This window comes from Allobosea sp. 10L417, assembly GCF_056395485.1.
In genome coordinates this window covers 44,923-66,341 of record NZ_JBFTJP010000002.1, presented here as the reverse complement: position 1 = coordinate 66,341, position 21,419 = coordinate 44,923, and the positions used below count along the sequence as shown (strand labels likewise).

Here is a 21,419-nt window from a genome sequence, read left to right as displayed (position 1 = left end):
AAACCGGTTAACGCCTAGAGGCCAATTGGTTCAGGATCAAGGCTGAACCGCGACGGATACCGTCATTCCGTCGCAGAAAAGCGGCCTCAGATCCGGCCGTTGAGTCGTTCCAGCAGGCGGTTCGACCGGCGGAAGACGTAAGCCAGGGCGGAGACGGTCACATCGTCGGCACCGAGACCGTCGAGATGATCGACCAGCGCGAAGACGGCCTTGTCCGGGCAATGCAGCGTCAGCGGCGCACCGGCCGCCGGCGCACCGAACGGCAGGCGGGCGCCGAAACGCTCCCCGAGAACCGCCAGTACCTCCGGAGACAGATCGAGACGCGCGCGGACCTCGCGGATCGTGCGCCCCTCTTCCTCCGCCGCGATGCGCGAGAGGATGGTCTTCGCCGCTGCCTTGGCACGCTCGCCCCAGGGCGCGCGCATCGAGGCAACGAGATTGGCCTCCGAGGCCAGCATCACGCCGTCGTCCAGCACCTTCAGCGCGTTGGCAGCAAGCGTCGCCCCGGTCGTGGTAATGTCGACGACGATCTCGGCCGTGCCGGCGGCGGGCGCGCCTTCGGTCGCGCCGAGGCTCTCGACGATACGGTAATCGGCGAGGCCGTGCTCAGCGAAGAAGCGGCGGGTCAGATGCACGTATTTGGTGGCAACGCGCAGCTTGCGGCCATGGCGGGCGCGCATATGCGAAGCGACGTCTTCGAGATCGGCCATGCTGCGCACGTCGATCCAGGCCTGCGGCACCGCGACGACGACATTGGCGTGGCCGAAACCGAGCGGCGTCAGCATCTCGACCGCGGCGTCGGCATCGGACAACTGCTCACGGACGAGATCCTCGCCGGTGATGCCGAGATGGGCCGCGCCCGATGCAAGCTGTGAGACGATCTCGGAGGCAGAGAGGAACGCGACCTCGGCGCCATCAACCCCGGCGATCGTGCCGCGATAGCCGCGCTCGCCGCTGGCCTTGACGAATTTCAGCCCGGCGCGGCCGAAGAAGGCGGTCGCGTTCTCCTGCAGGCGACCCTTCGAGGGCACGGCGAGGACGAGGGGGGCATCATTGCCGGATGGCTGGCTCATGCCGCGTCTCCCGTCAGCCGGTCGAGCCAGAGCGAGGCGCCGACGGCCGGGATCGGCCGGCCCGCACCGAGACGGCCGAGGAGGTTGTCGTAGCGGCCGCCGCCGGCGACCGGCTTGCCGTCACCGCGAGTGGTGTCGTGCAGCTCGAAGATGAAGCCGGTGTAGTAGTCGAGATTGCGGGCAAAGCCGGCCGAGAAGCGGATCGTGCCGACATCGACGCCGCGCGCGGCGAGGAAGCCGGTGCGTTCGTCGAAGGCATCGAGCTGGCGGCCAAGATCGAGCGAGGCCTGATCGGCCAGCGCCCGCAGCGCGGCGGACGCGGTGTCGGGATCGCCGGAGACGGCGAGCACCTGCGCGAGCAGCGCCTTGACGTCACCATTGACCGGATTCTCGCGCTCGGCGGCGCGGGCCAGGAAACGTTCCGCGATATCGCCAGCGGTGCGGCCGCCGACGGTCGAGATGCCGGCGATCGACAGCACATCCTCGACGAAGGCGCGCGCGGCCTTGGGGTCCTGCCCTTCAAGCGCCTTGAGCAGGCCGGCATGGGCGGCGTCGCCCTCGGCGGTCGGCGGATCGAGTGCCTCGACGGCCTCCGTGCCCCTGCCCTGCACGATGGCGCGCACGAGGCGGCGTCGCGCGCCCTGCGGCACTGAGAGCCTGTCAAGCAGCGCACCGAGCAGCGCGACATCGCCCATGGCGATGCGGGGCGCCTTCAGCCCGAGAACGGCAGTCGCCTCGATAGTAACTGCCATGATCTCGGCGTCAGCGGCAGTGAAATCGCCACGACCGAAGGATTCGATGCCCGCCTGCTGGAACTCGCCCGGCTCACTGGCACGCATGCGGAAGACCGGGCCGGCATAGGCGTAGGCCGCCGGCTCGGTCGAGCCCGAGGCGATGTGATCGAGCGCGACGGGGATGGTGTATTCGGGGCGCAGGCACCAGTCGCGGCCATCGGCATCCTGCGTCATGAAGATGCGGCGGCGGATATCCTCGCCCGAAAGATCGAGGAAGACGTCGGCGGGCTGGAGGATCGCGGGCTCGGCATGGACATAGCCCTCGCCTGCGAAGAGCGCGATCACGGTCTCAATGCTGGCGCGGCTTGCGGACACGGCTTCCTATCCTGTTGCGAGCGCCGTCCTAGCAGCGGTGCGCCTAATTTTCGAGGGATTTGAGGGAAATGGGTGAACGGGATTTTCCGGTCGTCATGCTCGGGCTTGACCCGAGCATCTCGGGACGATGGAGGCTGCTCTACTCTTCCTGCCCGAGATTCTCGGCTCTCCGCTACGCTTCGGCCGAGAATGGCGATGGGTAAATATCTTCGAACAGATCTCGCCAGTTCGGATTACCATTCTCGATCAGTTCGATTTTCCATTCGCGATTCCAACGCTTCAGACTCGTCTCGCGCTGGATGGCCAGATCGATATGATCGAACGTCTCGAACCAGACGAGCTTGTCGAGATTGTATCGTGCCGTAAACGACCGACTGACAAGCAGCTTATGCTCCGAAATGCGTTTGACCAGATCAGCGGTCACACCAAGATATAACGCGCCTCGCGGCTTGTTCGTCATGATGTAGACGAAGGACGATTCGAGGTTCACGTCATTCTCGGGCGAAGCTAAGCGCAGACCCGAAAATCTCCGGCAAGAGATGCTCGGGTCAAGCCCGAGCATGACGCTGGAGCACGGTCTTCACCCCGTCCACCAATCGATCCACCGGCACGGCGAACTGCGCCTGCGCCTGCTTCGCCTTGTGCTCGGCGGAATCCTTGACGTCGCGGCTGGCGGCAGCGAGCTCGGCGCCGAGGATCAGGTCCTTGATGACGACGGTGCCGGCCTCGCGCTCCGAAGAGCCCTGAATGACAGCGCAGATGGCGCCGCGCCGGTCGGCGTATTTCATCTGCGCGTTGAAGCCGGAGGCGCCGAGATAGAGGTCCGCCCGCAGCAGCGGCTTGCCGTCCGCGTCTTTGGCCTGGCGGAGCGCCGAGACCATCGCCTGATAGCCGGGCATGAACTCCGGCGACTTGTTGTCCATCGCGGTGACGACGACGAGCGGGAGTTCGTTCTTGCTGTCGACGATGGGGGACTTCACCGCCTTCAGCGCCGAATAGAGCCTGGAGACGCCGATAGAAAAGCCGGTCGCCGGCACCGGCTCGGGCCGGAAGCGTCCGACGAGGCCATCATAGCGCCCGCCCCCTGCCACCGAACCGAAACGCACGACCTGTCCGTCGTCATTGGTGACCGGGAAGGTCAGCTCCACCTCGTAGACCGGGCCGGTATAGTATTCGAGGCCGCGGACGACGGAGGGATCGATCTTTATTCGTCCCGGGCCATAGTCGCTTCCTCGAATTAGCCGACACAATTCTTCGAGTTCTTGAACCCCTTGCTCACCAACATCCGATCCGGCAACAGCTTGGCGCAGAAACGAGATTGTCATGCCGTCGGACGGAAAGGTAGCCTCACCCGGCGGATCACCGGCCGGCGCGGGTTCACCTCGACGCTCAGACGCCGAACGTAGCTCAGGCGTCGATTCCCTAAAGCCAATTTGGCTCGTGATCAGCAGAACTCTCGCGGCTTGATCGCCGCTTAGGCCGGCCCCTTTTGTAAAATCTCCGCTTTCGTCCGTACGCCCTTCACAGAGAAGTTTGCGGACCTCTTCTGGTGGGAACTTGTCTGCCTTATCGATTGCGCGAAGCACCGTAAGCCGGCGCCCCGCATTCTCCTCGCCGCCGAGGCCGATGGCTTCCATCACGCCGTCGAGCACCTTGCGGTTGTTGACCTTCACGACATAGTCGCCGCGCTTGATGCCGAGCTTCTCCATCGTGTCGGCGGCGAGCATGCAGATCTCGGCATCGCCCGCGACGGTGCCGCTGCCTACGATATCGGCGTCGAACTGCATGAACTGGCGGAAGCGACCCGGCCCCGGCTTCTCGTTGCGGAAGACGTAGCCGACACGATAGCTGCGATAGGGCTTCGGCAGCGCGTCGAAATTCTCGGCGACATAGCGCGCGAGCGGCGCGGTCAGGTCGTAGCGCAGCGAGAGCCACTGCTCGTCATCGTCCTGGAAGGAGAAAACGCCCTCGTTCGGCCGGTCCTGATCCGGCAGGAATTTTCCGAGCGCATCGGTGTACTCGACGAAGGGCGTCTCGACCGGATCGAAGCCATAGACCGAAAAGCTCTCGCGGATGACGGAAAGCATGCGCTCGGTGGCGGCGACATCGGCCGGGCCACGATCGACGAAGCCGCGCGGCTGGCGGGCCTTCAGCTTGGCAGGGGCGGATTTGTCGGCGGACATGGGCGTTCGAACTCGAATTGGGCCAAATAACCCAGATATGCGTTGGGCAACACAGATGTGGGTTGATGGCGGGTTAGACCGTACGAGCGCGAGGGGCAAGGGTTCGAGCGTCGATAGCTCACTCCGTCATGGTCGGGCTTGTCCCGACCATCCACGTCTTCGTTCGGCGAGCGCGGTGTTCAAGACCTGGATACTCGCCACAAGGGCGAGCATGACGGCGTGCTACTCCGCAGCCGCCAGCGCCTTCTCCCGCAACGGCCGATCCGCGATCCCCGCCCGCGCCAGCTTCTCCGGCAGCGGGCCGCCGGTCGCCCAGTCCAGCAGTTCGGCGGTGTGGACCACCGGAGTGGTCGCGCCCTTGTCGGCAAAACCCTTCGCGAGCTGGGTCATGCAGCCAATATTGCCGGTCGCGACCAGCACCGGCTTGGTGCGCTCGATATTGCCGATCTTGCGCTCGCGCAGGCGGCCGGCGATCTCGGGCTGGAGGATGTTGTAGACGCCGGCCGAGCCGCAGCAGATATGGCCCTCCGGCACCTCCTTGACCTTGAAGCCCGCGCCAGAGAGCAGCCGCTTCGGCCCGTCCTTGAGCTGCTGGCCGTGCTGCATCGAGCAGGCCGAGTGATAGGCGATCGGCATGGCGACATCGCGGACCGCCGCAAGCTCCAGCGTCTCCAGGAATTCGGTGACGTCCTTCGCCAGCGCGGAGACCTTCGCCGCCTTCTCGGCATAATCAGGCTCGCCACGGAACATGAAGCCGTAATCCTTGATCGTCGTGCCACAGCCAGAGGCCGTGATCAGGATGGCGTCGAGCCCCTCGCCTGCGGCCTCCGCCATCCAGGCGTCGATATTCGCGCGGGCGAAGGACAGGGCATCGTGCTCCTGGCCCATATGATGGACGAGCGCGCCGCAGCAGCCCTCCCCCTTCGGCAGCACAACCTCGACGCCGTGCCGGTTGAGCAGACGGATCGTCGCCTCGTTGATGGCGGGATCGAGCACCGGCTGGGCGCAGCCGGAGAGCAGCGCCACGCGCTTCGTCCGTGCCGCAGGCGGGGGGAAGCTCTGCGGCCCCTCCATCGTCGAGCGAGTCGGCAGCCGCACCGGGGCCAGTGCCAGCATCGCCCTCAGCCGCGGCCCGACGACCGGGAGCACGCCGAGGACGGGAGCGAAGGGCTTGCCGATGAGCGCCGCGAGCATCGCCGCGCGGAAGCGGCCGGGATAGGGCAGGATCGCCGCCAGAATCTTGCGCAGCAGCCGGTCATGCCAGGAGCGCACATAGGTTTCCTCGATATGGGCGCGGGCATGGTCGACGAGGTGCATGTAGTGCACGCCCGAGGGGCAGGTCGTCATGCAGGACAGGCAGGAGAGGCAGCGGTCGATATGAGTGACCACCTCCGGCGTCGCCGGCTTGCCGTTCTCCAGCATGTCCTTGATCAGGTAGATGCGCCCGCGCGGGGAATCCAGCTCGTCACCGAGCAGCAGATAAGTCGGGCAGGTCGCGGTGCAGAAGCCGCAATGCACGCAGGTGCGCAGAATCTTCTCCGAGGCCGGCATGCGCGGATCGGAGGCAAGGCGTTCGGGGGTGAAGTTGGTCTGCATGGCTCAGGCTCCGCCCTGCCAGGCTTTGATCCAGTCCATCGGCCAGAGCAGCATGATGACGTTGAGGGTGAGGTTGTCACGGATCAGCCAGCCGACGATCAGCTCCATTGCGAGCGCGCTCGAAACAGTCAGCCAGACAGGCGCCAGCCGCGCGACGAAGAAGCCCAGTACCATGGCCAGGATATCGGAAACCGAGTTCAGGACGCTGTCGCCGTAATAGTCCAGCGAGATCGTGGCGGAACGGTAGTGGTTGATTACCGCGTCGGTGTTCTCGGTGATCTCCCAGGCGCTCTCGATCACGATGGCGAGCAGCAGCGCGAGGCCGAAGGAGAGCGGCAGGCCGGTGAAGCGGCGGATCAGCCAGAACAGGCCGTAGAACAGGAAGCCGTGGATGATGTGAGAGAAGGTGTACCAGTCGGCAATGTGCTGGGAGTTCTCGGAGGACATCACCGTGCCCTGCCAGAGCTTGATGGTCCCGCACTTGCAGATGGGCTCGCGGCCCATCCAGAGCAGGACGGCCGCCGCGCCGACCGTCAGCAGCGCCGCCAGCACGGCGATAACCACTGGGCTCAGACGGCCCGGCGCCCAATTCGCTCCGATCGTAGGCCTCTCGGCGGAAAGCGTATCAGCGAGCGTCATCAGATCCCCGCATACATCCGGCCGGGCTCGAAGATGCCGGCCGGGTCGAAGCTCTTCTTGATGCCGGCCGTGACCCGCATCAGCGGCTCGGCCAGCGGCTGGAACACTTCGACCGAATCGCGCACCGCATCGGGCGCCCGCACCAGCATAGCGTGGCCGCCGAGCGGTTTCAGCGCGGTGCGGATGGCGGCCGTACCGGCATCGCCATCGGCGGAAACCGCCAGCCAGACCAGCCCGCCGCCCCAGTCGTAGAACCAGCGCGCGCCCGGCAGCATCCGCCCGATCGCCGCGGCCGCCTTCGGGCCGTCCGTCGGCTTGAGCGAGAGGCGCCAGACGGCCTCGTCCGTTCCGGCGAAGAAGGCAGCGTCGCGGATATCGCGCCAGAGTTCGGCCATGCCCTCGCCTTCGAGACGGTCGGGCACGCCGTATTCGCCGAGAAGCAGGGCGAGCTCGCCGGCGCGGTATTCGATCGAGTCCGGGAAATTCTCCAGGCGCAGGAGCGTCACGGCTGCCTCCCCAGCGAGGCCAGCAGGAAGATGGGCCGCGGCCATCGGCTCGAAGGGCGAGCCCAGCGCCTTCGATAGAAGAGCAACGCCCTGCGCATCCGACAACCCGCGCCATTGCAGCGTCGCGATCTCCGCCGGCTTCGGAAGCACGCGGAAGGTGACTTCAGTGAGGAAGCCGAGCGTGCCGTGGCTGCCGCTGACGAGCTTCACCAGATCGAGGCCGGTAACGTTCTTCATCACGCGGCCGCCGGATTTGATCATCTCGCCGCGGCCATTGACCATGCGGATGCCGATCAGGGAATCGCGCGCGGCGCCGGCATTGATGCGGCGTGGGCCGGAGATGTTGCAGGCGGCGATGGCGCCGATCGTCGGCTCGCCCTCGGTGCCATAGAGGGCACGGTGGTCCATCGGCTCGAAGGGCAGCATCTGACCGCGCTCGGCGAGCGTCTCCTGCACCAGGGCGAACTGCGTGCCGGCGCGCGCGGCGATAACCATCTCGGCCGGCTCGTAGAGGGTGATGCCGGTGAGGCCCGCGCTGGACAAGGTGCTTGCAGCCTGGGCCGGGCGGCCGAGACCAGCCCGTGTACCGCCGCCGCTCAAGGTCAGCGGCACGCGGGAGTCGATGACCGATTTCACGACGGCGCAGGCCTGCGCCTCAGTGGTGGGGGTGTGGATGATCACGTGCAGGCTCCCCCGTCATTCCGGGGCACGCCAAAGGCGTGAGCCCGGAACCCATAAGCACGACATATGTCATCGTGCGTTGGGCGCCTCCCCTTCCTTGCAACGTCGAGTTCATGGGTTCCGGGATCTTCGCTACGCGAAGCCCCGGAATGACGGGGGCGGTTCACTGCGCCAGTAGCGGATATAGATCCGCCCAATCGGGATTGTTCGCCTCGATCAGGTTGATCTTCCATTGTCGCCGCCACTTCTTGATATCCTTCTCGCGATCGATCGCCTCGGCCGCCGTCGCATGTTCCTCGCACCAGACCAGACGCTCGACCCCGTACCGGCGCGAAAATCCCGGAACCACCTTGCTTTTGTGCTCGTGAACGCGGCGAGCGAGGTTGCGTGTGACTCCTAGGTAAAGCGTTCCCTCGCGTCGGCTCGCCAGCAGGTAGACGTGAAACGGCACCCTCTTCCTCCGCGGTCTTTCCGGAACTTCGCGCAGCGAAGAGCCCGGAACCCATGACCACAACGCCGACGGAAGGTCGCAGATTGAACGATCGATTCAATCCGGAAGCGAGGGTGTCCATGGGTTCAGGGTTCGGCGCTTTGGGCCGCCCCGGAATGACGAAGAGATTCGTCACGCCGCCACCCTGCCTTCCAGCGGAAAAACCTTCGCGGGATTGAGCAGCCAGCGCTCGTCGAACACCGCCCGCACCCGCATCTGCTGGGCAAGATCCGCTTCGTTGAACTGGAAGGTCATCAGGTCGCGTTTCTCGATGCCGACGCCGTGCTCGCCGGTGAGGCAGCCGCCGACCTCAACACAGAGCTTGAGGATGTCCATGCCGGCATCCTCCGCTTTCTGCGCCTCGACCGCGTCGTTGCAATTGTAGAGGATGAGCGGGTGGAGGTTGCCGTCGCCGGCGTGGAAGACGTTGGCGACGCGCAGGCCATAACTCTTCACGATCTCGTCCATGCGCTTGAGCACGTAGGGGAGCTGCCCGGTCGGGATGGTGCCGTCCATGCAGATGTAATCCGCGATGCGGCCGGTGGCGCCGAAGGCCGATTTACGGCCCTTCCAGATCGCGGCCGACTCCATGGCGGACTGGCTCTCCTTCACCGTCTTGACGCCGTGCTCCCTAGCGATGGCGACGATGCGGGCAAGCTGGGCATCCATCTCGGCATCCGAGCCCTCGACCTCGATGATCAGCAGCGCCTCGACATCCATCGGGTAGCCCGCCTTGGCGAAGGCCTCGCAGATCTCGATCGCCGGCTTGTCCATGAACTCCATCGCGACCGGGATGATGCCGGCACCGATGATGGCGGCGACCGCCGCGCCCGCCTGCTCGCTTGTCGGGAAGCCGAACAGCACCGGACGCGCGCCCTCGGCCGAACGCAGGATGCGGACCGTCGCCTCGGTGATGATTCCGAGCTGGCCCTCCGAGCCGTTGATCAGGCCGAGCAGGTCGTAGCCCGGCGAATCGAGATGGCCGCCGCCGATCTCGACGATGCTGCCGTCGAGCATGACAAGCGTCACGCCGAGCACGTTATTGGTGGTGACGCCGTATTTCAGGCAATGCGCGCCGCCCGAATTCATGCCGATATTGCCGCCGATCGAGCAGGCGAGCTGCGAGGACGGGTCGGGCGCGTAGAAGAAGCCCTCCGCCGAAACGGCGCCGGTCACCGCGAGATTGGTGACGCCGGCCTGCACCCTGGCGGTGCGGTTGGAATAGTCGATCTCGAGGATGCGGTTCATCTTGGAGACGCCGATGACGATCGCATCCTCCTGCGGAATCGCGCCGCCGGCGAGCGAGGTGCCGGCGCCGCGCGGCACCACCGGGACGCCCTGCTCAAGGCAATAGCGCAGCACGGCTGCCACCTCCTGCGTGGTCGAGGGCAGAACGACCGCGAGCGGCATGCGGCGATAGGCAGTCAGCGCATCGGTCTCGTAGGGGCGGCGCTCGTCGTCGCTGGTGATCAGGGCGTCCCGCGCCACCAGACCGGCGAGGCCGGCAATGATCGATTCGCGGCGGGCGAGAATGCCGGCATCCGGCACCGGAAAAGCTATCGCGCTCATCACTCCCTCCCATCTCAACGGCACCAGAGCACCGCTCTCGGCGCATTGTTTGCGCTGCAAGATTAGATCAATTCAATGGCTCTTGCAGCGCGGCTAAAGCCAGCCATTATTTCCAGAATGGAAAAGGTGGCGTGCTGATGGACCGATTCGGCGATCTCGATGTGTTTGCGCATGTGGTGACGGCGAAAAGCATGTCGGCGGCAGGCCGCCAGCTCAACCTGTCGCCCGCCGTCATCTCGAAGCGGATTCGCCGGCTCGAGGAGCGGCTCGGCGTGCGCCTGCTCCAGCGCACGACCCGGCAGCTGGCGCTGACCGAAGCCGGACAGGGCTTCTATGAGCGCGTCGTCTCGATCCTGTCCTCGATCGAGGAAGCCGAGGCCTGGGTCGCGAGCGGCGCGGGCCAGGTGCGCGGCACGCTGCGGGTCTCGGCGCCGACCTCCTTCGGGCGCATGCATGTCGCGCCGCATCTCAAGCGCTTCCTCGACGATAACCCACTGGTGACGGTCGAACTCGTCCTGAGCGACGCCTTCGTCGATGTCGTCGGCGAGGGTTTCGATCTCGCCATCCGCATCGCCGACCTGCAGGATTCGAGCCTCGTCGCGAAGCGGCTCGCGCCGAACCATCGCGTGCTCTGCGCCACGCCGGGCTATCTCGCCGCGCATGGCGTGCCGGCGGAGATCGGCGACCTCCCCCGCCATACGCTGATCGCGCATAACGCCGATCACTGGCGACTGGACGGGCCTGAGGGCCCGGTCTCCGTCCGGGTCAACGGCCCGCTCCGGACCAATTCGAGCGAGGTAGTCAGGGAGGCGCTACTGGCCGGCGTCGGCGTCGCGCTGCGCTCGACCTGGGATGTCGGCCCGGAGCTGAAATCGGGCGCGCTGCAGCGGGTACTCCCGGCCTATGCGGTCGGCTCGCGCGTCGCGGTCTACGCGGTCTATCCAAGCCGCCGCCACATGGAACAGAAGGTGCGCGCCTTCGTCGATTATCTCGGAGATCTCTACGGCGCCACGCCTTATTGGGATGCGGGGCTTGCACTCTAGCATTCGCTGGACCGAGATCATGCGGAGCCGTCATGCTCGGGCTTGACCCGAGCATCTCAAGACAAGAGAGCTGCTCCTCTGCCTGAGATTCTCGGGTCTACGCTTCGCTTCGCTCGAGAATGACGATCCGGCAGCAAGGGAGGAATGACATGTTCGGTGTGCTCGAAGGCACGGGGGTCTCGGTGCTCGATCCGCGGTTCCACCGCGTCATCCCCGGCTCGGCCCGGGTCGAGCGCCTGTGGACCGGCGCGCGCTGGTCGGAGGGACCGGCGTGGTTCCCGGCGCACAACTCGCTGGTCTGGTCGGACATCCCGAACAACCGGATGCTACGCTACGATGCGCTTACCGGCCATGTCGGCACCTTCCGTCAGCCGGCGCGCAACTCCAACGGCAACACCGTCGACGCTCAGGGTCGGCTCGTAACTTGCGAGCATGGCGGGCGGCAGGTGACGCGCACCGAGCATGACGGCTCGATCACCGTGCTGGCGAGCCACTATGGCGGGAAGCGGCTGAACTCACCCAACGATGTGGTGGTGAAGTCCGACCGCTCGATCTGGTTCAGCGACCCCGATTACGGCATCCTGACCGACTACGAGGGCGACAAGTCACCGAGCGAGATGGGCGCCTGCAACGTCTACCGCATCGACGGAAATACCGGCGAGATCTCCATCGTCTCCGATGATTTCGTCAAGCCGAACGGGCTCGCCTTCTCCCCGGACGAGAGCATCCTCTACATCGCCGACACCGGCGCCAGCCACGACCCCGAGAACGGGCCGCGGCATATCCGCAGCTTTACGATCGGGAGCGATGGCCGCACGCTCGGCGCTTCCAAGGTGTTCGCCACCTGCACGGCCGGGCTGTTCGACGGCTTTCGCCCCGACGTCGAAGGCCGGATCTGGACGAGCGCGGCCGACGGCGTGCACATCTACCACCCTGATGGCACGCTGATCGGCAAGGTCGCGATCCCCGAGATCGTCGCCAATGTCTGCTGGGGCGGGCCAAAGCTCAACCGCCTGTTCATCTGCGGCACGACTTCGCTCTATTCGGTGATGACGCACACTAACGGGGCGGCGCGGCCGGGCGGCTGAGCCGCCGCGACCTGCCTCAGCGTGGCGGCTCGCTCTTCACCCGCATCAACACCAGCGGCATGGCAAGGCCGATGATGACGAAGCGCACGAGATGGTGAGCACCGACATAAAGCGTGTCGAGCCCCATCGCGAAGGCCAGCATCGCCATCGCCTCCAGCCCTCCCGGCGCAAAAGCGACCATGCCGCTGGCGTAGGATGTACCGGCGAGCCAGGCCGCCGGCCAGGCGAACAGGAAGGCGACACCGATCGAGACGGCGAAGCCGCCGATCGCCAGCGGAAACAGCCCCCTGAGCTCCTTGCGCGGGATATGGGCGATGCGCCCGCCCATGGTCGAGCCCAGCAGGATCTGGACGGCGATCTGGACCGGCTGCGGCAGCGTGCCCTCGATCAGGCCGCTGCCGTGCAGGACCGCGCTGGCGAAGGTCGCGCCGAACATCAGCGGCGCCGCAAGCCCAAGCCGGTCGAGGCCGAGGCCGAGCAGCAGGCCTGCCATCGTCACGCCCAGCATGGTGCCGGGGCTGATCGAGACCGAAGCCGGAATGGGGGCTCCGGCAGAAATGCCGGTCGCCTGCATGAGGCTGGGAAGACAGGCGACCAGGACGAGCAACCGGAACAGCTGAACCACCGAGATGCGTCCGATATTGGCGCCCTTGGCCTGGGCCACGGCGAGCACCGTCGAGAGCGCGCCGGGCGCGGCGGCGAGCAGCGCGTCAATCCACGGCCAACGCGCGACATGGCGCAGATAGGCGCCGGTCGCGAGCATGATCGCGGCGACACCGACGAGGAGCACCGCGAGCGAGGCAGGGTAGCGTGCGGCGGCGGCCAACGCTTCAGGCGTGGCCGAAGAGCCGAGAATGGTGCCGGACAGCACCATCGTCGCGTCGAACCAGGGCCGCCGCAGCGTCGGAAGCGGGCGCACCAGCGCCACGGCCGTGCTCAGCACCATCGAGCCCGAGAGCCAGGCGGCCGGCATGCCGAGCAGCGCAAACAGGCCGCCGCCCACAGCGGCCAATGCAATGACGAGAACCTCCCGCCAGAGGATCGTCAGCCGGTTCGTCGGGTATCCGAAGGGTTTCATTGAGCTCCGGGCGCGCAGATTGGGCCGCGCCGGAGCGTTCATGGCGGCAGGCGCCGCAACGGTCAATCGCGCTCGGCTTGCCCGCGCGCAAGGCAGCCCTGCGCTGCGGGCGCGGCGGCTCAGATCGTCGCCAGAGCCTTCTGCAGCCGGGCAACCGCCTCGACCAGATCGGAGGACTTGCGGGCGAAGCACAGGCGCAGACCCGTCTCGCCACCGGGGCCGAAGGCCGTGCCGGGAGCGAGGCCGACATTGGCCTTGTCGACCAATTCGAGCGCCAGCTTGCGGGAATCGTCGCGGCCATCGACCGAGAAGAACTGGTAGAACGCCCCGACCGGCGCCGAGAGCGTCACGCGGTTCGTCGCCTTCAGGCCCTCGAAGATGATCCGCCGGCCTTCCGCGGCACGCGCGATCTGCTCGGCGACAAAGCTCTCGCCATTGTCCAGCGCTGCGACCGCGCCCCGCTGCACGAAGACCGGCGAGCCGGAGGTCGAGTACTGGATCAGGTTCTCGATGACCTGGCCGAAGGCTTCCGGCGCCTCGATCCAGCCGATGCGCCAACCCGTCATCGCCCAGTTCTTCGAGAAGGTCTGAACGAAGACGACGCGGTCCTCCGGCCCCATGATGTCGTGGAAGGAGGGCGCGCGTTCCGAACCGTCGAAGACGAAGCGGCCATAGATCTCGTCGGCGATGATCCAGATGCCGTGCTTGCGCGAGAGCGCGAGCAGCGCTTCCTGCTCAGCCCGCGTCGCGGTCCAGCCGGTCGGGTTGGAGGGCGAATTGATCAGGATGCCGCGCGTCTTCGGCGTGATCGCAGCTGCGAGCTTGTCGAGATCGAGCGTGAAGCGGCCCTGCGCATAATCCATCGGGACGCAGACCGTGCGCGCGCCGGCAACGCTGACCGCCGCGCCGAAATTCGGCCAGGCGGGGGTCGGGATGATCAGTTCGTCGCCGGGCCCCGCGATCATGCGGACCGCGATCTGGACCGACTGCATGCCCGAGCCGGTGATGAAGAACCGCTCAGGCGAGAAGCTCTGGCCGTAGAGGCGCTCGTGATAGCGCGCCAGCGCCTCGCGCAGCTCGGGAATACCGCGCTGCCAGGTGTAGAAGGTCTCGCCGGCCGCAAGCGAGCGCGCCGCCACATCGCTGATGAAGGACGGGGTGGGCAGATCGCCCTCGCCGACCCACAGCGGAATCAGGCCCGGCCGCAGCCGGCCATAGTTCATGACCTCGACGATGCCGCTTTCCGGCGCGTTGACGGCTTCCGGGCGGAGCTCCGCGACCAGGGTGCTACCGGGCAAAGTGGCGGTGTTCATCAGCATCGACCTCGCGACATTCGATGTCCTGCTTTAGCCGATCGCGGCGCCGCCTGGCATGAAATCGCGAGATCAGGTCGATCGGCGGCCGTGATGAATCGCGGCCGCGGGGACGAAACCGTCAGGCACCCTTCTGCTGTTTGAGCAGGTCCCGGATCTCGGTCAGCAGGGCGACATCGGCGGCGGGCGCGGCCGGGGCCGGCGTAGCTGCTTCCGCGCGGCGCTTGAGCTGGTTGATGCCCTTGACCACGAGGAAGAGGACGAAGGCGATGATCAGGAAGTTGATCGCCACGGTGACGAAGTTGCCATAGGCCAGCACCGCGCCCTGCTTCTTAGCGTCCACCAGAACGGGCGAGGTGACGGCGCGGTTGAGGCCGAAGAAGTAGTTCGAGAAGTCGACGCCGCCGAGCGCGCCGATGAACGGCATGATGATGTCCTGGACGAGAGAATCGACGATCCTGCCGAAGGACGCGCCGATAACCACACCGATGGCGAGGTCGATGACATTGCCTTTCAGTGCGAATTCCTTGAATTCCTTCAGCATGCTGGACCCCTTCTAGTCGACGACACTGCCCCGTCAGCCGGTTTCAGGACGCTAGACCAACCCGGCGGAACAGGAAAAGCCCGAATGCCCGGCAAAATCAGGCGCATCGGAGCTTTTGCAGCAAAGAGCTGGGGATGACTTGCGCCTTTGTCCTATGGCGGGCTCGGGGCACGTCCGATAAACTGTCACAAAACTCGAAGCGACAGCTCATTTCGAAACGGAAGTTCATGGCGATCGGACTCCGGCCTCGTTCGCGCATCGGCACGCCAGGGATCGCGACATGATTCCCGCCTGGTCCGTGATTCTGGTCGCGCTCGCCTATCTGTGCGGCCTGTTTGCCGTGGCCCATATCGCCGACACCTCGGGCCGCAAGCTGATCTCCGGCCGGGCGCGCACCACGATCTATGCGCTCGCACTCGGCGTCTACTGCACCTCCTGGACCTTCTACGGCTCGGTCGGCTTTGCCAATCGCGCCGGCTTCGACTTCCTCGGCATCTATGTCGGGCCAATCCTCGTCATCGGCCTCGGCCACCGCTTCGTCGGGCGCATCGTCAGCATCGCCAAATCCCAGAACATCACCTCGATCGCCGACTTCGTCGGCGCGCGCTACGGCAAGAGCGAGCGGGTCGCGGCGCTGGTCTGCATCGTCGCCGTCATCGGCGCGCTGCCCTATATCGCCCTGCAGCTGAAGGCCGTCGCCAACTCGCTCTCGGTCTTCCTCACCGCGACGGGCGGCCATGCGCTGATGCCGGGCGTCCCGCTGCTGAGCGACCTGCCATTCGTCGTCGCGATCGTGCTCGCCAGCTTCGCCTGCGCCTTCGGCACGCGCCACATCGACGCCACCGAACACCAGGACGGGCTCGTTCTCGCGATCGCTGTCGAATCGCTGATCAAGCTCGTGGCCTTCCTCGTCCTCGGCGTTTTCGTCGTCTACGGGCTGTTCGGCGGGCCGGGCGACCTGCTGGCCCAGGCCGCGAAACCCGCCGAGGGCATGCTGCCGATCTGGGAGCGGACGTCGAGCTGGCCGAACTTCCTGACGCTGACCCTGCTGTCGAGCTGTGCGGCGCTGCTGCTGGCGCGCCAGTTCCACATGACCATCGTGGAAAACCGCGACGTGCGCGACGTGCGGCGCGCAGCCTGGATGTTCCCGCTCTACCTCGTCCTGATCAACCTGTTCGTGCTGCCGCTGGCGGCCGCCGGCGAGATCATGATGCCCGGAAGCGGCGTCGATCGCGACATGACGGTCCTGCTGCTGCCTTTGCAGAGCGAGGCGGGGGTGATCGCGCTCTTCGTCTTCGTCGGCGGCCTATCCGCGGCGACGGCGATGGTGATCGTCGCTTCCGTCGCGCTCGCGATCATGATCTCCAACCACATCGTGATGCCCGTGCTGCTGCGCGTGCGGCGCGCGCTGAGCGACCCCAATCGTTCCGGCCGGCTTTTCAACGGCAGCAGCGACGGCAGCACGGGCGGCGACCTCGGCTCGCAGGTCGTCGTCATCCGCAGGCTCGGCATCTTTCTCGTGATCCTGCTCGGCTATGTCTATTACCGCGCCTCCGGAGAGGCTGCGCTGGTCTCGATCGGCCTGCTCTCCTTCGCGGCGACCGCCCAGATCGCGCCGGCCTTCTTCGGCGGGCTGTTCTGGCGGCGCGGCACGGCGCTCGGCGCGGCGGCGGGGTTGACGATCGGCACCATGGTCTGGGCCTACACCTTGCTGATGCCGAGCCTCGCCCTACCCGGCGGCTGGTGGAGCAGCATCGTCGCGAACGGCCCCTTCGGCGCCGAAACCCTGCGGCCGGAAGCGCTGTTCGGGCTCGACTGGCCGGCGCTGCCGCATGGCGTGTTCTGGAGCCTCGGCCTCAACATCCTCGCCTATGTCGGTTTCTCGCTGCTCAGGCCCGCCAATGCGATGGAGCGGCTGCAGGCCAATGCCTTCGTCGAATCCCAGCCCGCGACGATGGCACAGTCCTTCTCGCTCTGGCGCACCAGCGTCACCGAAGGCGAGTTGCAGGCGACCATCGCGCGTTATCTCGGCCACGAGCGCACCGAACGCGCCTTCGAGGGCTTCAATTCCAGCCGCGGCGAGATGCCGGACCCCAATCGCCATGCCGATATCCACCTGCTGCGCTTCGGCGAGCATCTGCTCTCCTCCGCCATCGGCGCGGCCTCGTCGCGGCTCGTGCTCTCGCTGCTGCTGAAACGGCGCAATCTCTCGACCGAAGCGGCCTTCAAGCTGCTCGACGACGCCTCGGCGGCCCTGCAATATAATCGCGACATCCTGCAGCACGGCCTCGACCATGCCGGCCAGGGCATCACGGTGCTTGACCGGGATCTGCGCATCGTCGCCTGGAACCAGGCCTTTGTAGCGCTATACGACCTGCCGCCCTCGCTGGTGCGCTTCGGCACCGGGCTCGACGAGATCGTGCGCTTCAACGCCGCGCGCGGCGCCTATGGCGACGGTGCGCAGGACGAGCTGATGGCGGCGCGGCTGGAGAGCTTCGTCAAGGACCGCGAGCCGGTGCGCCTCAAGCTCTATCCCTCCAAGAAGGTCATCGAAGTCCGCACCAATGCGCTGCCGGATGGCGGCTTCGTCACGACGTATACCGACATCACCGAGACGGTCGCCGGCGAGGAAGAGCTCGAACGCGCCAATGAGCGCCTGGAGAAACGCGTCGCCGAGCGCACCGAGGAGCTCCTGCACGTCAATGCCGAGCTGCAGCGCGCCAAGGCCGAAGCCGAAGCCGCCAACGCGTCCAAGACGCGCTTTCTCGCCGCCGCCAGCCACGACATCCTGCAACCGCTCAACGCGGCGCGGCTCTATGCGACATCGCTGGTCGAGCGCGACCGCACCGCCGGGGAGCCGGATCTGGCCGAGAACATCGACGCCTCGCTCGACGCGGTCGAGGAGATCCTCACCGCGCTGCTCGAGATCTCCCGGCTCGACGGCGGAGCGCTGAGGCCCGAGCTCTCCTCTTTCCGGCTCGACGAGCTGATGCGCCAGCTCCAGCGCGAATTCGAGCCGAGCGCTCAGGAAAAAGGCCTCAAGCTCGTCTTCATGCCTACCAGCCTGACGCTGCGCTCGGACCGGCGCCTGCTGCGCCGCCTCCTGCAGAACCTGATCTCGAACGCGATCAAATACACGCCGAACGGCAAGGTGCTGATCGGCTGCCGCCGCCGGGGCAATCAGGTGGCGGTCGAGGTGATCGATACCGGGCTCGGCATTCCGCAAAGCAAGCAGAAGACCGTTTTCCGGGAGTTCCAGCGGCTCGACCAAGGCGCCAAGGTGGCGCGAGGCCTGGGTCTCGGGCTCTCGATCGTGCAGCGCATCGCACGCGCCCTCGACCACGGGCTGACGCTTGATTCGGCGCCGGGACGCGGCACGCGCTTCTCGGTCGCGGTGCCGCGCGCGGCGCCGCTGCCGGCCATGGCGACGGGGAGCGCGCCGCGGCAGGCGCCGGCCGGACAGCTCGCCGGAATGCGGCTGCTGGTCATCGACAACGAGCCGGCCATTCTCGACGGCATGAAGCGGCTGCTCGAAGGCTGGGGCTGCCAGGTGCGCACCGCCTCCAGCCTGGAGGAGGCCCTGCCGCATGTCGGCGGCAAGGGCGAGGCCGACGTGCTGATCGCCGATTATCACCTCGACCACGGCAACGGGCTCACCGCGATCAGCGCGCTCAGGGCGCGGGCGCGCACCCCGATGCCGGCGATCCTGCTCACCGCCGACCGGACGCCGCATGTCCGCGAGGCGGCGAATGCGCTCGACGTCTATCTGCTCAACAAGCCGCTGAAACCAGCGGCGCTACGCGCGCTGCTGGCGCAGTGGCGCGCAACACGGCTGGCGGCGGAATAATGTTCTGCCCTGAAAGCCGACGAGCCCTGATCTAAGGAGCGCTCGAAGAGCGCGTCTCGAAGGATGAGGGCTGGAATTCCAGAGAATTCCTCAGCGCTCGCTCGCAGCAGCGCTGCGCATGGCGTCCTCCGAGGCGAGGAAGGCCGCGACCTCGGTGCTCGGCTCCGGGCTTTCCACGCCGATGCCGATCTCGCCGAGCAGGCGGGTGACTGGCACATAGGCCCGGGCGCCCTTGTCGTAGAGCGCCGCCCGGACCAATGCGACGGCCGCGACGATCTCGCCGCCGTCGCGGCCGCGCATCAGCATCCGGTGCTGCATCACCAGCCAGTTGTCGCTCCAGCACAGGATCTTCGTCTCCAGCCGGAAAGGGCGGAACAGGCGCATCTCGCGGCGGAAGCGGATCGTGCCGGCATTGACGACGGGCAGCCAGCGGTGACGCAGCACCGCCCGCCACAGCCCGCTGCGCAGCATCAGATCGAGCCGGCCGAGATCCATCAGCGACCAGTAGCGGCCATTGTTCATGTGCAGGCTGGTGTCGAGATCGTGGAACCAGACGCGGAAAGGCAGGACGGAAGCCTCGCCCGGCAGGTCGAGCCGCGGCCGGAAGCGCGTCGTCAGCAGGAGCCAGATCAGCCGGAGCCAGAGATTCATGGGACGTTTCGCCGTGGCGGGTCGATGGATCGCAGCTTCCATGTCATGGAGACGTCGGCACTGTCGATCATGCTGGATCGCCGCGCGTCCGACAGGACGCGATAACGGCGATCTATCTATTTGTTATCGCATCGGATTTTTCGAAAAGTGGATTCCATTTTTCGGTCCGATGCGATAGCGTCTGCCCCACTGGTTTCGCCCCGAGACACCCGGAGCCGCCCCTTGCCGAGCCTTCACGTTTCCCCGCTGTCCAGACTGGGCGAGACCGTCGCGGCCGTCCGCGCCCGCCATCTGGTGACGCTGATCAATGTCGGCACCGTGGTCGAGCGACCGGCCGGCATCGATGCGGATCGCCATCTCTTCCTGGGCATGTCCGATATCGCCACGCCGCTGGAAGGCCATGTGCTCGCGGGGCAGGACCATATCGAGCGCCTCATCGCCTTCCTCCACGGATGGGACCGCGAGGCGCCCATGGTGGTTCATTGCTGGGCCGGCATCAGCCGCTCGACAGCCGCCGCCTACATCGCCGCCTGCGCGCTCGATCCCGGCCGCGACGAGGAGGAGGCCGCCGACGCGCTACGGATCGCCGCTCCCTCCGCGACGCCCAATGCCCGGCTCGTCGCCCTTGCCGATACGGCGCTTGGCCGCCGCGGCCGGATGATCCGCGCGATCGGACGAATCGGGCGCGGCGCCGACGCCTTCGAAGGCACGCCCTTCGCCATGCCCCTGTAGCATCGGACCGAGAAGCAGCGTCCGTCTTTCGGAAGGATCCGGCGCGATAACAAGGACATAGATCACCGTTATCGCGTCCGATGAGACGCGCGGCGGTCTGGCCTGAATCGGCCGACGCAGCGGCGCATTTTCCTGCGAGGTCAAGCCAAGAAGCTGCGGATGTAAGCGCATCTGCCCAAGATCGGCGCAGAAGATTGCTTGCATCGGACCAATTTTGCGACGATGCATCGCGCGGGAGGTTTCCGCCGTGACCATGATGATCGAGCTCGACTCGCGCGACCGCGCCATCCTGCGACTTCTCCAGCAGGACGGCCGCATCACGAACTCCGACCTCGCCGAGAAGGTGCATCTATCGCCCTCGGCCTGCCTGCGGCGCGTGCGGCAGCTCGAGGAAAGCGGCCTTATCCGCGGCTATGCGATGATGCTCGACGACAAGATCGCGGGCTTTCCCGGCACGGCCTTCGTCTTCGTCACGCTCGACCAGCAGGGCCGGGCTTCGCTGGAGAGCTTCGAGCAGGCGGTCCAGAGCCTGCCCGAGATCCTCGAATGCCATCTGCTCGCCGGCGCGCATGATTATCTGATGCGCGTGATCTACCGCGACAGCGCCGATTTCGAGCGCATCCACACCGACATCATCACGCAATTGCCGGGCGTCACCCGCGTCCAGTCGACACTGACGCTGCGCACCATCAAGAAGACCTCGGCGCTGCCGGTCTGAGGCGAGACAGCGAACTTCCGAGCCCTCATCCTTCGAGACGCCGCTTCGCGGCTCCTCAGGACGAGGGCTGAGCGAATTCAGGCGGGTTGCGGCCGGGCGCGGTCCGGCCGATAAGCTGACGGCAAAGAGGAATCGGTCCGTGAGCCAAGACAGCAAGTCTCAAGACAACCCGAATGCCGATGTCGCCACCTTGCCCTTCGAGGCGGCGATGAAGGAGCTCGAAGGCATCGTCGCGCGGCTGGAGCGCGGCGACGTGCCGCTCGAGGAATCGATCGCCATCTATACGCGCGGCGAGGCGCTGAAGGCACGCTGCGATGCGTTGCTGAAGCACGCGGAAGCCCGCATCGAGCGGATTACGCTGAGCGCCGACGGCAAGCCGACCGGCACGACCCCGCTCGACGTCGACAGCTGAGCCGGAACGGCTGCCGCCCCCCGATAAAGTCTCAGACCGAAAAGTGGAATCCACTTTTCGGAAAACTCCGATGCTTGAACTAAAGACCAGATCGGCACTGCGCGTCCGGTAGGCCGCGCGGCGATCCAGCGGGGCCTTGAGATTGCG

Annotated in this window: 19 protein-coding genes; 6 read left to right on the top strand and 13 right to left on the bottom strand. The window is 66.4% G+C overall.

Going from position 1 to position 21,419, the window contains the following annotated elements:
* Nucleotides 1-86 precede the first annotated feature (86 nt).
* The 9 genes from hisG to AC1DE3_RS06485 all read right to left on the bottom strand — a co-directional run bounded on the left by hisG (nt 87) and on the right by AC1DE3_RS06485 (nt 9,846).
* Entirely contained in the window at nt 87-1,073 is a 987-nt protein-coding gene (gene hisG, locus AC1DE3_RS06525; protein ID WP_441511043.1) for an ATP phosphoribosyltransferase, read from the bottom strand.
* Nucleotides 1,070-2,182 (bottom strand): ATP phosphoribosyltransferase regulatory subunit, encoded by a 1,113-nt coding sequence (locus AC1DE3_RS06520; RefSeq protein ID WP_441511042.1) that lies wholly within the window; start codon nt 2,180-2,182, stop codon nt 1,070-1,072. Before AC1DE3_RS06520 ends, hisG begins: the two co-directional genes overlap by 4 nt.
* A gap of 172 nt (nt 2,183-2,354) precedes the next feature.
* Entirely contained in the window at nt 2,355-2,672 is a 318-nt protein-coding gene (locus AC1DE3_RS06515) for a GIY-YIG nuclease family protein (protein WP_441511041.1), read from the bottom strand.
* 58 nt (nt 2,673-2,730) lie between these two features.
* Complete coding sequence (hisS, locus tag AC1DE3_RS06510; RefSeq protein WP_441511040.1) at nt 2,731-4,365, bottom strand: histidine--tRNA ligase; 1,635 nt, start codon at nt 4,363-4,365, stop codon at nt 2,731-2,733.
* A gap of 222 nt (nt 4,366-4,587) precedes the next feature.
* On the bottom strand, nt 4,588-5,961 hold the full coding sequence (glcF, locus tag AC1DE3_RS06505) for a glycolate oxidase subunit GlcF (RefSeq protein WP_476852273.1): 1,374 nt from the start codon (nt 5,959-5,961) through the stop codon (nt 4,588-4,590).
* Nucleotides 5,962-5,964: 3 nt separating this feature from the next.
* Nucleotides 5,965-6,600: a DUF2585 domain-containing protein gene (locus tag AC1DE3_RS06500; RefSeq protein ID WP_441511038.1), complete on the bottom strand. Its 636-nt coding sequence runs from the start codon at nt 6,598-6,600 to the stop codon at nt 5,965-5,967.
* The gene (locus AC1DE3_RS06495; RefSeq protein ID WP_441511037.1) at nt 6,600-7,787 is read right to left on the bottom strand and encodes an FAD-binding protein; all 1,188 of its coding nucleotides are present in this window, start codon (nt 7,785-7,787) and stop codon (nt 6,600-6,602) included. Before AC1DE3_RS06495 ends, AC1DE3_RS06500 begins: the two co-directional genes overlap by 1 nt.
* Nucleotides 7,788-7,950: 163 nt before the next feature.
* Nucleotides 7,951-8,238 (bottom strand): GIY-YIG nuclease family protein, encoded by a 288-nt coding sequence (locus tag AC1DE3_RS06490; protein WP_441511036.1) that lies wholly within the window; start codon nt 8,236-8,238, stop codon nt 7,951-7,953.
* 171 nt (nt 8,239-8,409) lie between these two features.
* Entirely contained in the window at nt 8,410-9,846 is a 1,437-nt protein-coding gene (locus AC1DE3_RS06485) for an FAD-binding oxidoreductase (RefSeq protein WP_441511035.1), read from the bottom strand.
* 137 nt (nt 9,847-9,983) lie between these two features.
* Here AC1DE3_RS06485 and AC1DE3_RS06480 point away from each other — a divergent pair, with 137 nt between their 5' ends.
* On the top strand, nt 9,984-10,889 hold the full coding sequence (locus AC1DE3_RS06480; RefSeq protein WP_476779857.1) for a LysR family transcriptional regulator: 906 nt from the start codon (nt 9,984-9,986) through the stop codon (nt 10,887-10,889).
* Between the two features lie 149 nt (nt 10,890-11,038).
* On the top strand, nt 11,039-11,977 hold the full coding sequence (locus AC1DE3_RS06475; protein WP_476852272.1) for an SMP-30/gluconolactonase/LRE family protein: 939 nt from the start codon (nt 11,039-11,041) through the stop codon (nt 11,975-11,977).
* Between the two features lie 16 nt (nt 11,978-11,993).
* Here the strand turns inward: AC1DE3_RS06475 and AC1DE3_RS06470 are convergent, their stop codons facing one another.
* The 3 genes from AC1DE3_RS06470 to mscL all read right to left on the bottom strand — a co-directional run bounded on the left by AC1DE3_RS06470 (nt 11,994) and on the right by mscL (nt 14,912).
* Complete coding sequence (locus AC1DE3_RS06470) at nt 11,994-13,055, bottom strand: AbrB family transcriptional regulator (RefSeq protein ID WP_441511033.1); 1,062 nt, start codon at nt 13,053-13,055, stop codon at nt 11,994-11,996.
* A gap of 119 nt (nt 13,056-13,174) precedes the next feature.
* Nucleotides 13,175-14,368 carry a pyridoxal phosphate-dependent aminotransferase gene (locus AC1DE3_RS06465; RefSeq protein ID WP_441511032.1) on the bottom strand — a complete coding sequence of 398 codons (1,194 nt, stop codon included), beginning with the start codon at nt 14,366-14,368 and terminating at the stop codon, nt 13,175-13,177.
* 121 nt (nt 14,369-14,489) lie between these two features.
* Entirely contained in the window at nt 14,490-14,912 is a 423-nt protein-coding gene (mscL, locus tag AC1DE3_RS06460) for a large conductance mechanosensitive channel protein MscL (RefSeq protein WP_441511031.1), read from the bottom strand.
* A 280-nt stretch (nt 14,913-15,192) separates the two neighbouring features.
* Here mscL and AC1DE3_RS06455 point away from each other — a divergent pair, with 280 nt between their 5' ends.
* Nucleotides 15,193-18,759, top strand: coding sequence for a hybrid sensor histidine kinase/response regulator (locus AC1DE3_RS06455; RefSeq protein WP_441511030.1), 3,567 nt, complete (start codon nt 15,193-15,195; stop codon nt 18,757-18,759).
* Nucleotides 18,760-18,849: 90 nt separating this feature from the next.
* Here AC1DE3_RS06455 and AC1DE3_RS06450 read toward each other — a convergent pair whose 3' ends face one another.
* The gene (locus AC1DE3_RS06450; RefSeq protein ID WP_441511029.1) at nt 18,850-19,410 is read right to left on the bottom strand and encodes a thioesterase family protein; all 561 of its coding nucleotides are present in this window, start codon (nt 19,408-19,410) and stop codon (nt 18,850-18,852) included.
* Between the two features lie 222 nt (nt 19,411-19,632).
* Between AC1DE3_RS06450 and AC1DE3_RS06445 the strand changes: the two genes are divergently transcribed.
* The 3 genes from AC1DE3_RS06445 (at nt 19,633) to AC1DE3_RS06435 (ending at nt 21,272) form a co-directional block, all read left to right on the top strand.
* Nucleotides 19,633-20,142: a tyrosine phosphatase family protein gene (locus AC1DE3_RS06445; RefSeq protein WP_441511028.1), complete on the top strand. Its 510-nt coding sequence runs from the start codon at nt 19,633-19,635 to the stop codon at nt 20,140-20,142.
* 253 nt (nt 20,143-20,395) lie between these two features.
* Nucleotides 20,396-20,860 (top strand): Lrp/AsnC family transcriptional regulator, encoded by a 465-nt coding sequence (locus AC1DE3_RS06440; protein WP_441468969.1) that lies wholly within the window; start codon nt 20,396-20,398, stop codon nt 20,858-20,860.
* 139 nt (nt 20,861-20,999) lie between these two features.
* Nucleotides 21,000-21,272, top strand: a complete 273-nt coding sequence (locus tag AC1DE3_RS06435; RefSeq protein ID WP_441511027.1) for an exodeoxyribonuclease VII small subunit — start codon at nt 21,000-21,002, stop codon at nt 21,270-21,272.
* The last annotated feature ends 147 nt before the right edge of the window (nt 21,273-21,419 follow it).

Bases quoted from the DNA above. Each gene is read 5' to 3' on its own strand.
- glcF (WP_476852273.1), bottom strand. From the start codon at position 5,961: ATGCAGACCAACTTCACCCCCGAACGCCTTGCCTCCGATCCGCGCATG.
- AC1DE3_RS06465 (WP_441511032.1), bottom strand. From the start codon at position 14,368: ATGAACACCGCCACTTTGCCCGGTAGCACCCTGGTCGCGGAGCTCCGC.
- AC1DE3_RS06440 (WP_441468969.1), top strand. From the start codon at position 20,396: ATGATGATCGAGCTCGACTCGCGCGACCGCGCCATCCTGCGACTTCTC.
- AC1DE3_RS06450 (WP_441511029.1), bottom strand. From the start codon at position 19,410: ATGAATCTCTGGCTCCGGCTGATCTGGCTCCTGCTGACGACGCGCTTC.
- AC1DE3_RS06475 (WP_476852272.1), top strand. From the start codon at position 11,039: ATGTTCGGTGTGCTCGAAGGCACGGGGGTCTCGGTGCTCGATCCGCGG.
- AC1DE3_RS06455 (WP_441511030.1), top strand. From the start codon at position 15,193: ATGATTCCCGCCTGGTCCGTGATTCTGGTCGCGCTCGCCTATCTGTGC.
- AC1DE3_RS06485 (WP_441511035.1), bottom strand. From the start codon at position 9,846: ATGAGCGCGATAGCTTTTCCGGTGCCGGATGCCGGCATTCTCGCCCGC.
- hisS (WP_441511040.1), bottom strand. From the start codon at position 4,365: ATGTCCGCCGACAAATCCGCCCCTGCCAAGCTGAAGGCCCGCCAGCCG.
- AC1DE3_RS06470 (WP_441511033.1), bottom strand. From the start codon at position 13,055: ATGAAACCCTTCGGATACCCGACGAACCGGCTGACGATCCTCTGGCGG.
- AC1DE3_RS06500 (WP_441511038.1), bottom strand. From the start codon at position 6,600: ATGACGCTCGCTGATACGCTTTCCGCCGAGAGGCCTACGATCGGAGCG.
- AC1DE3_RS06480 (WP_476779857.1), top strand. From the start codon at position 9,984: ATGGACCGATTCGGCGATCTCGATGTGTTTGCGCATGTGGTGACGGCG.
- hisG (WP_441511043.1), bottom strand. From the start codon at position 1,073: ATGAGCCAGCCATCCGGCAATGATGCCCCCCTCGTCCTCGCCGTGCCC.
- mscL (WP_441511031.1), bottom strand. From the start codon at position 14,912: ATGCTGAAGGAATTCAAGGAATTCGCACTGAAAGGCAATGTCATCGAC.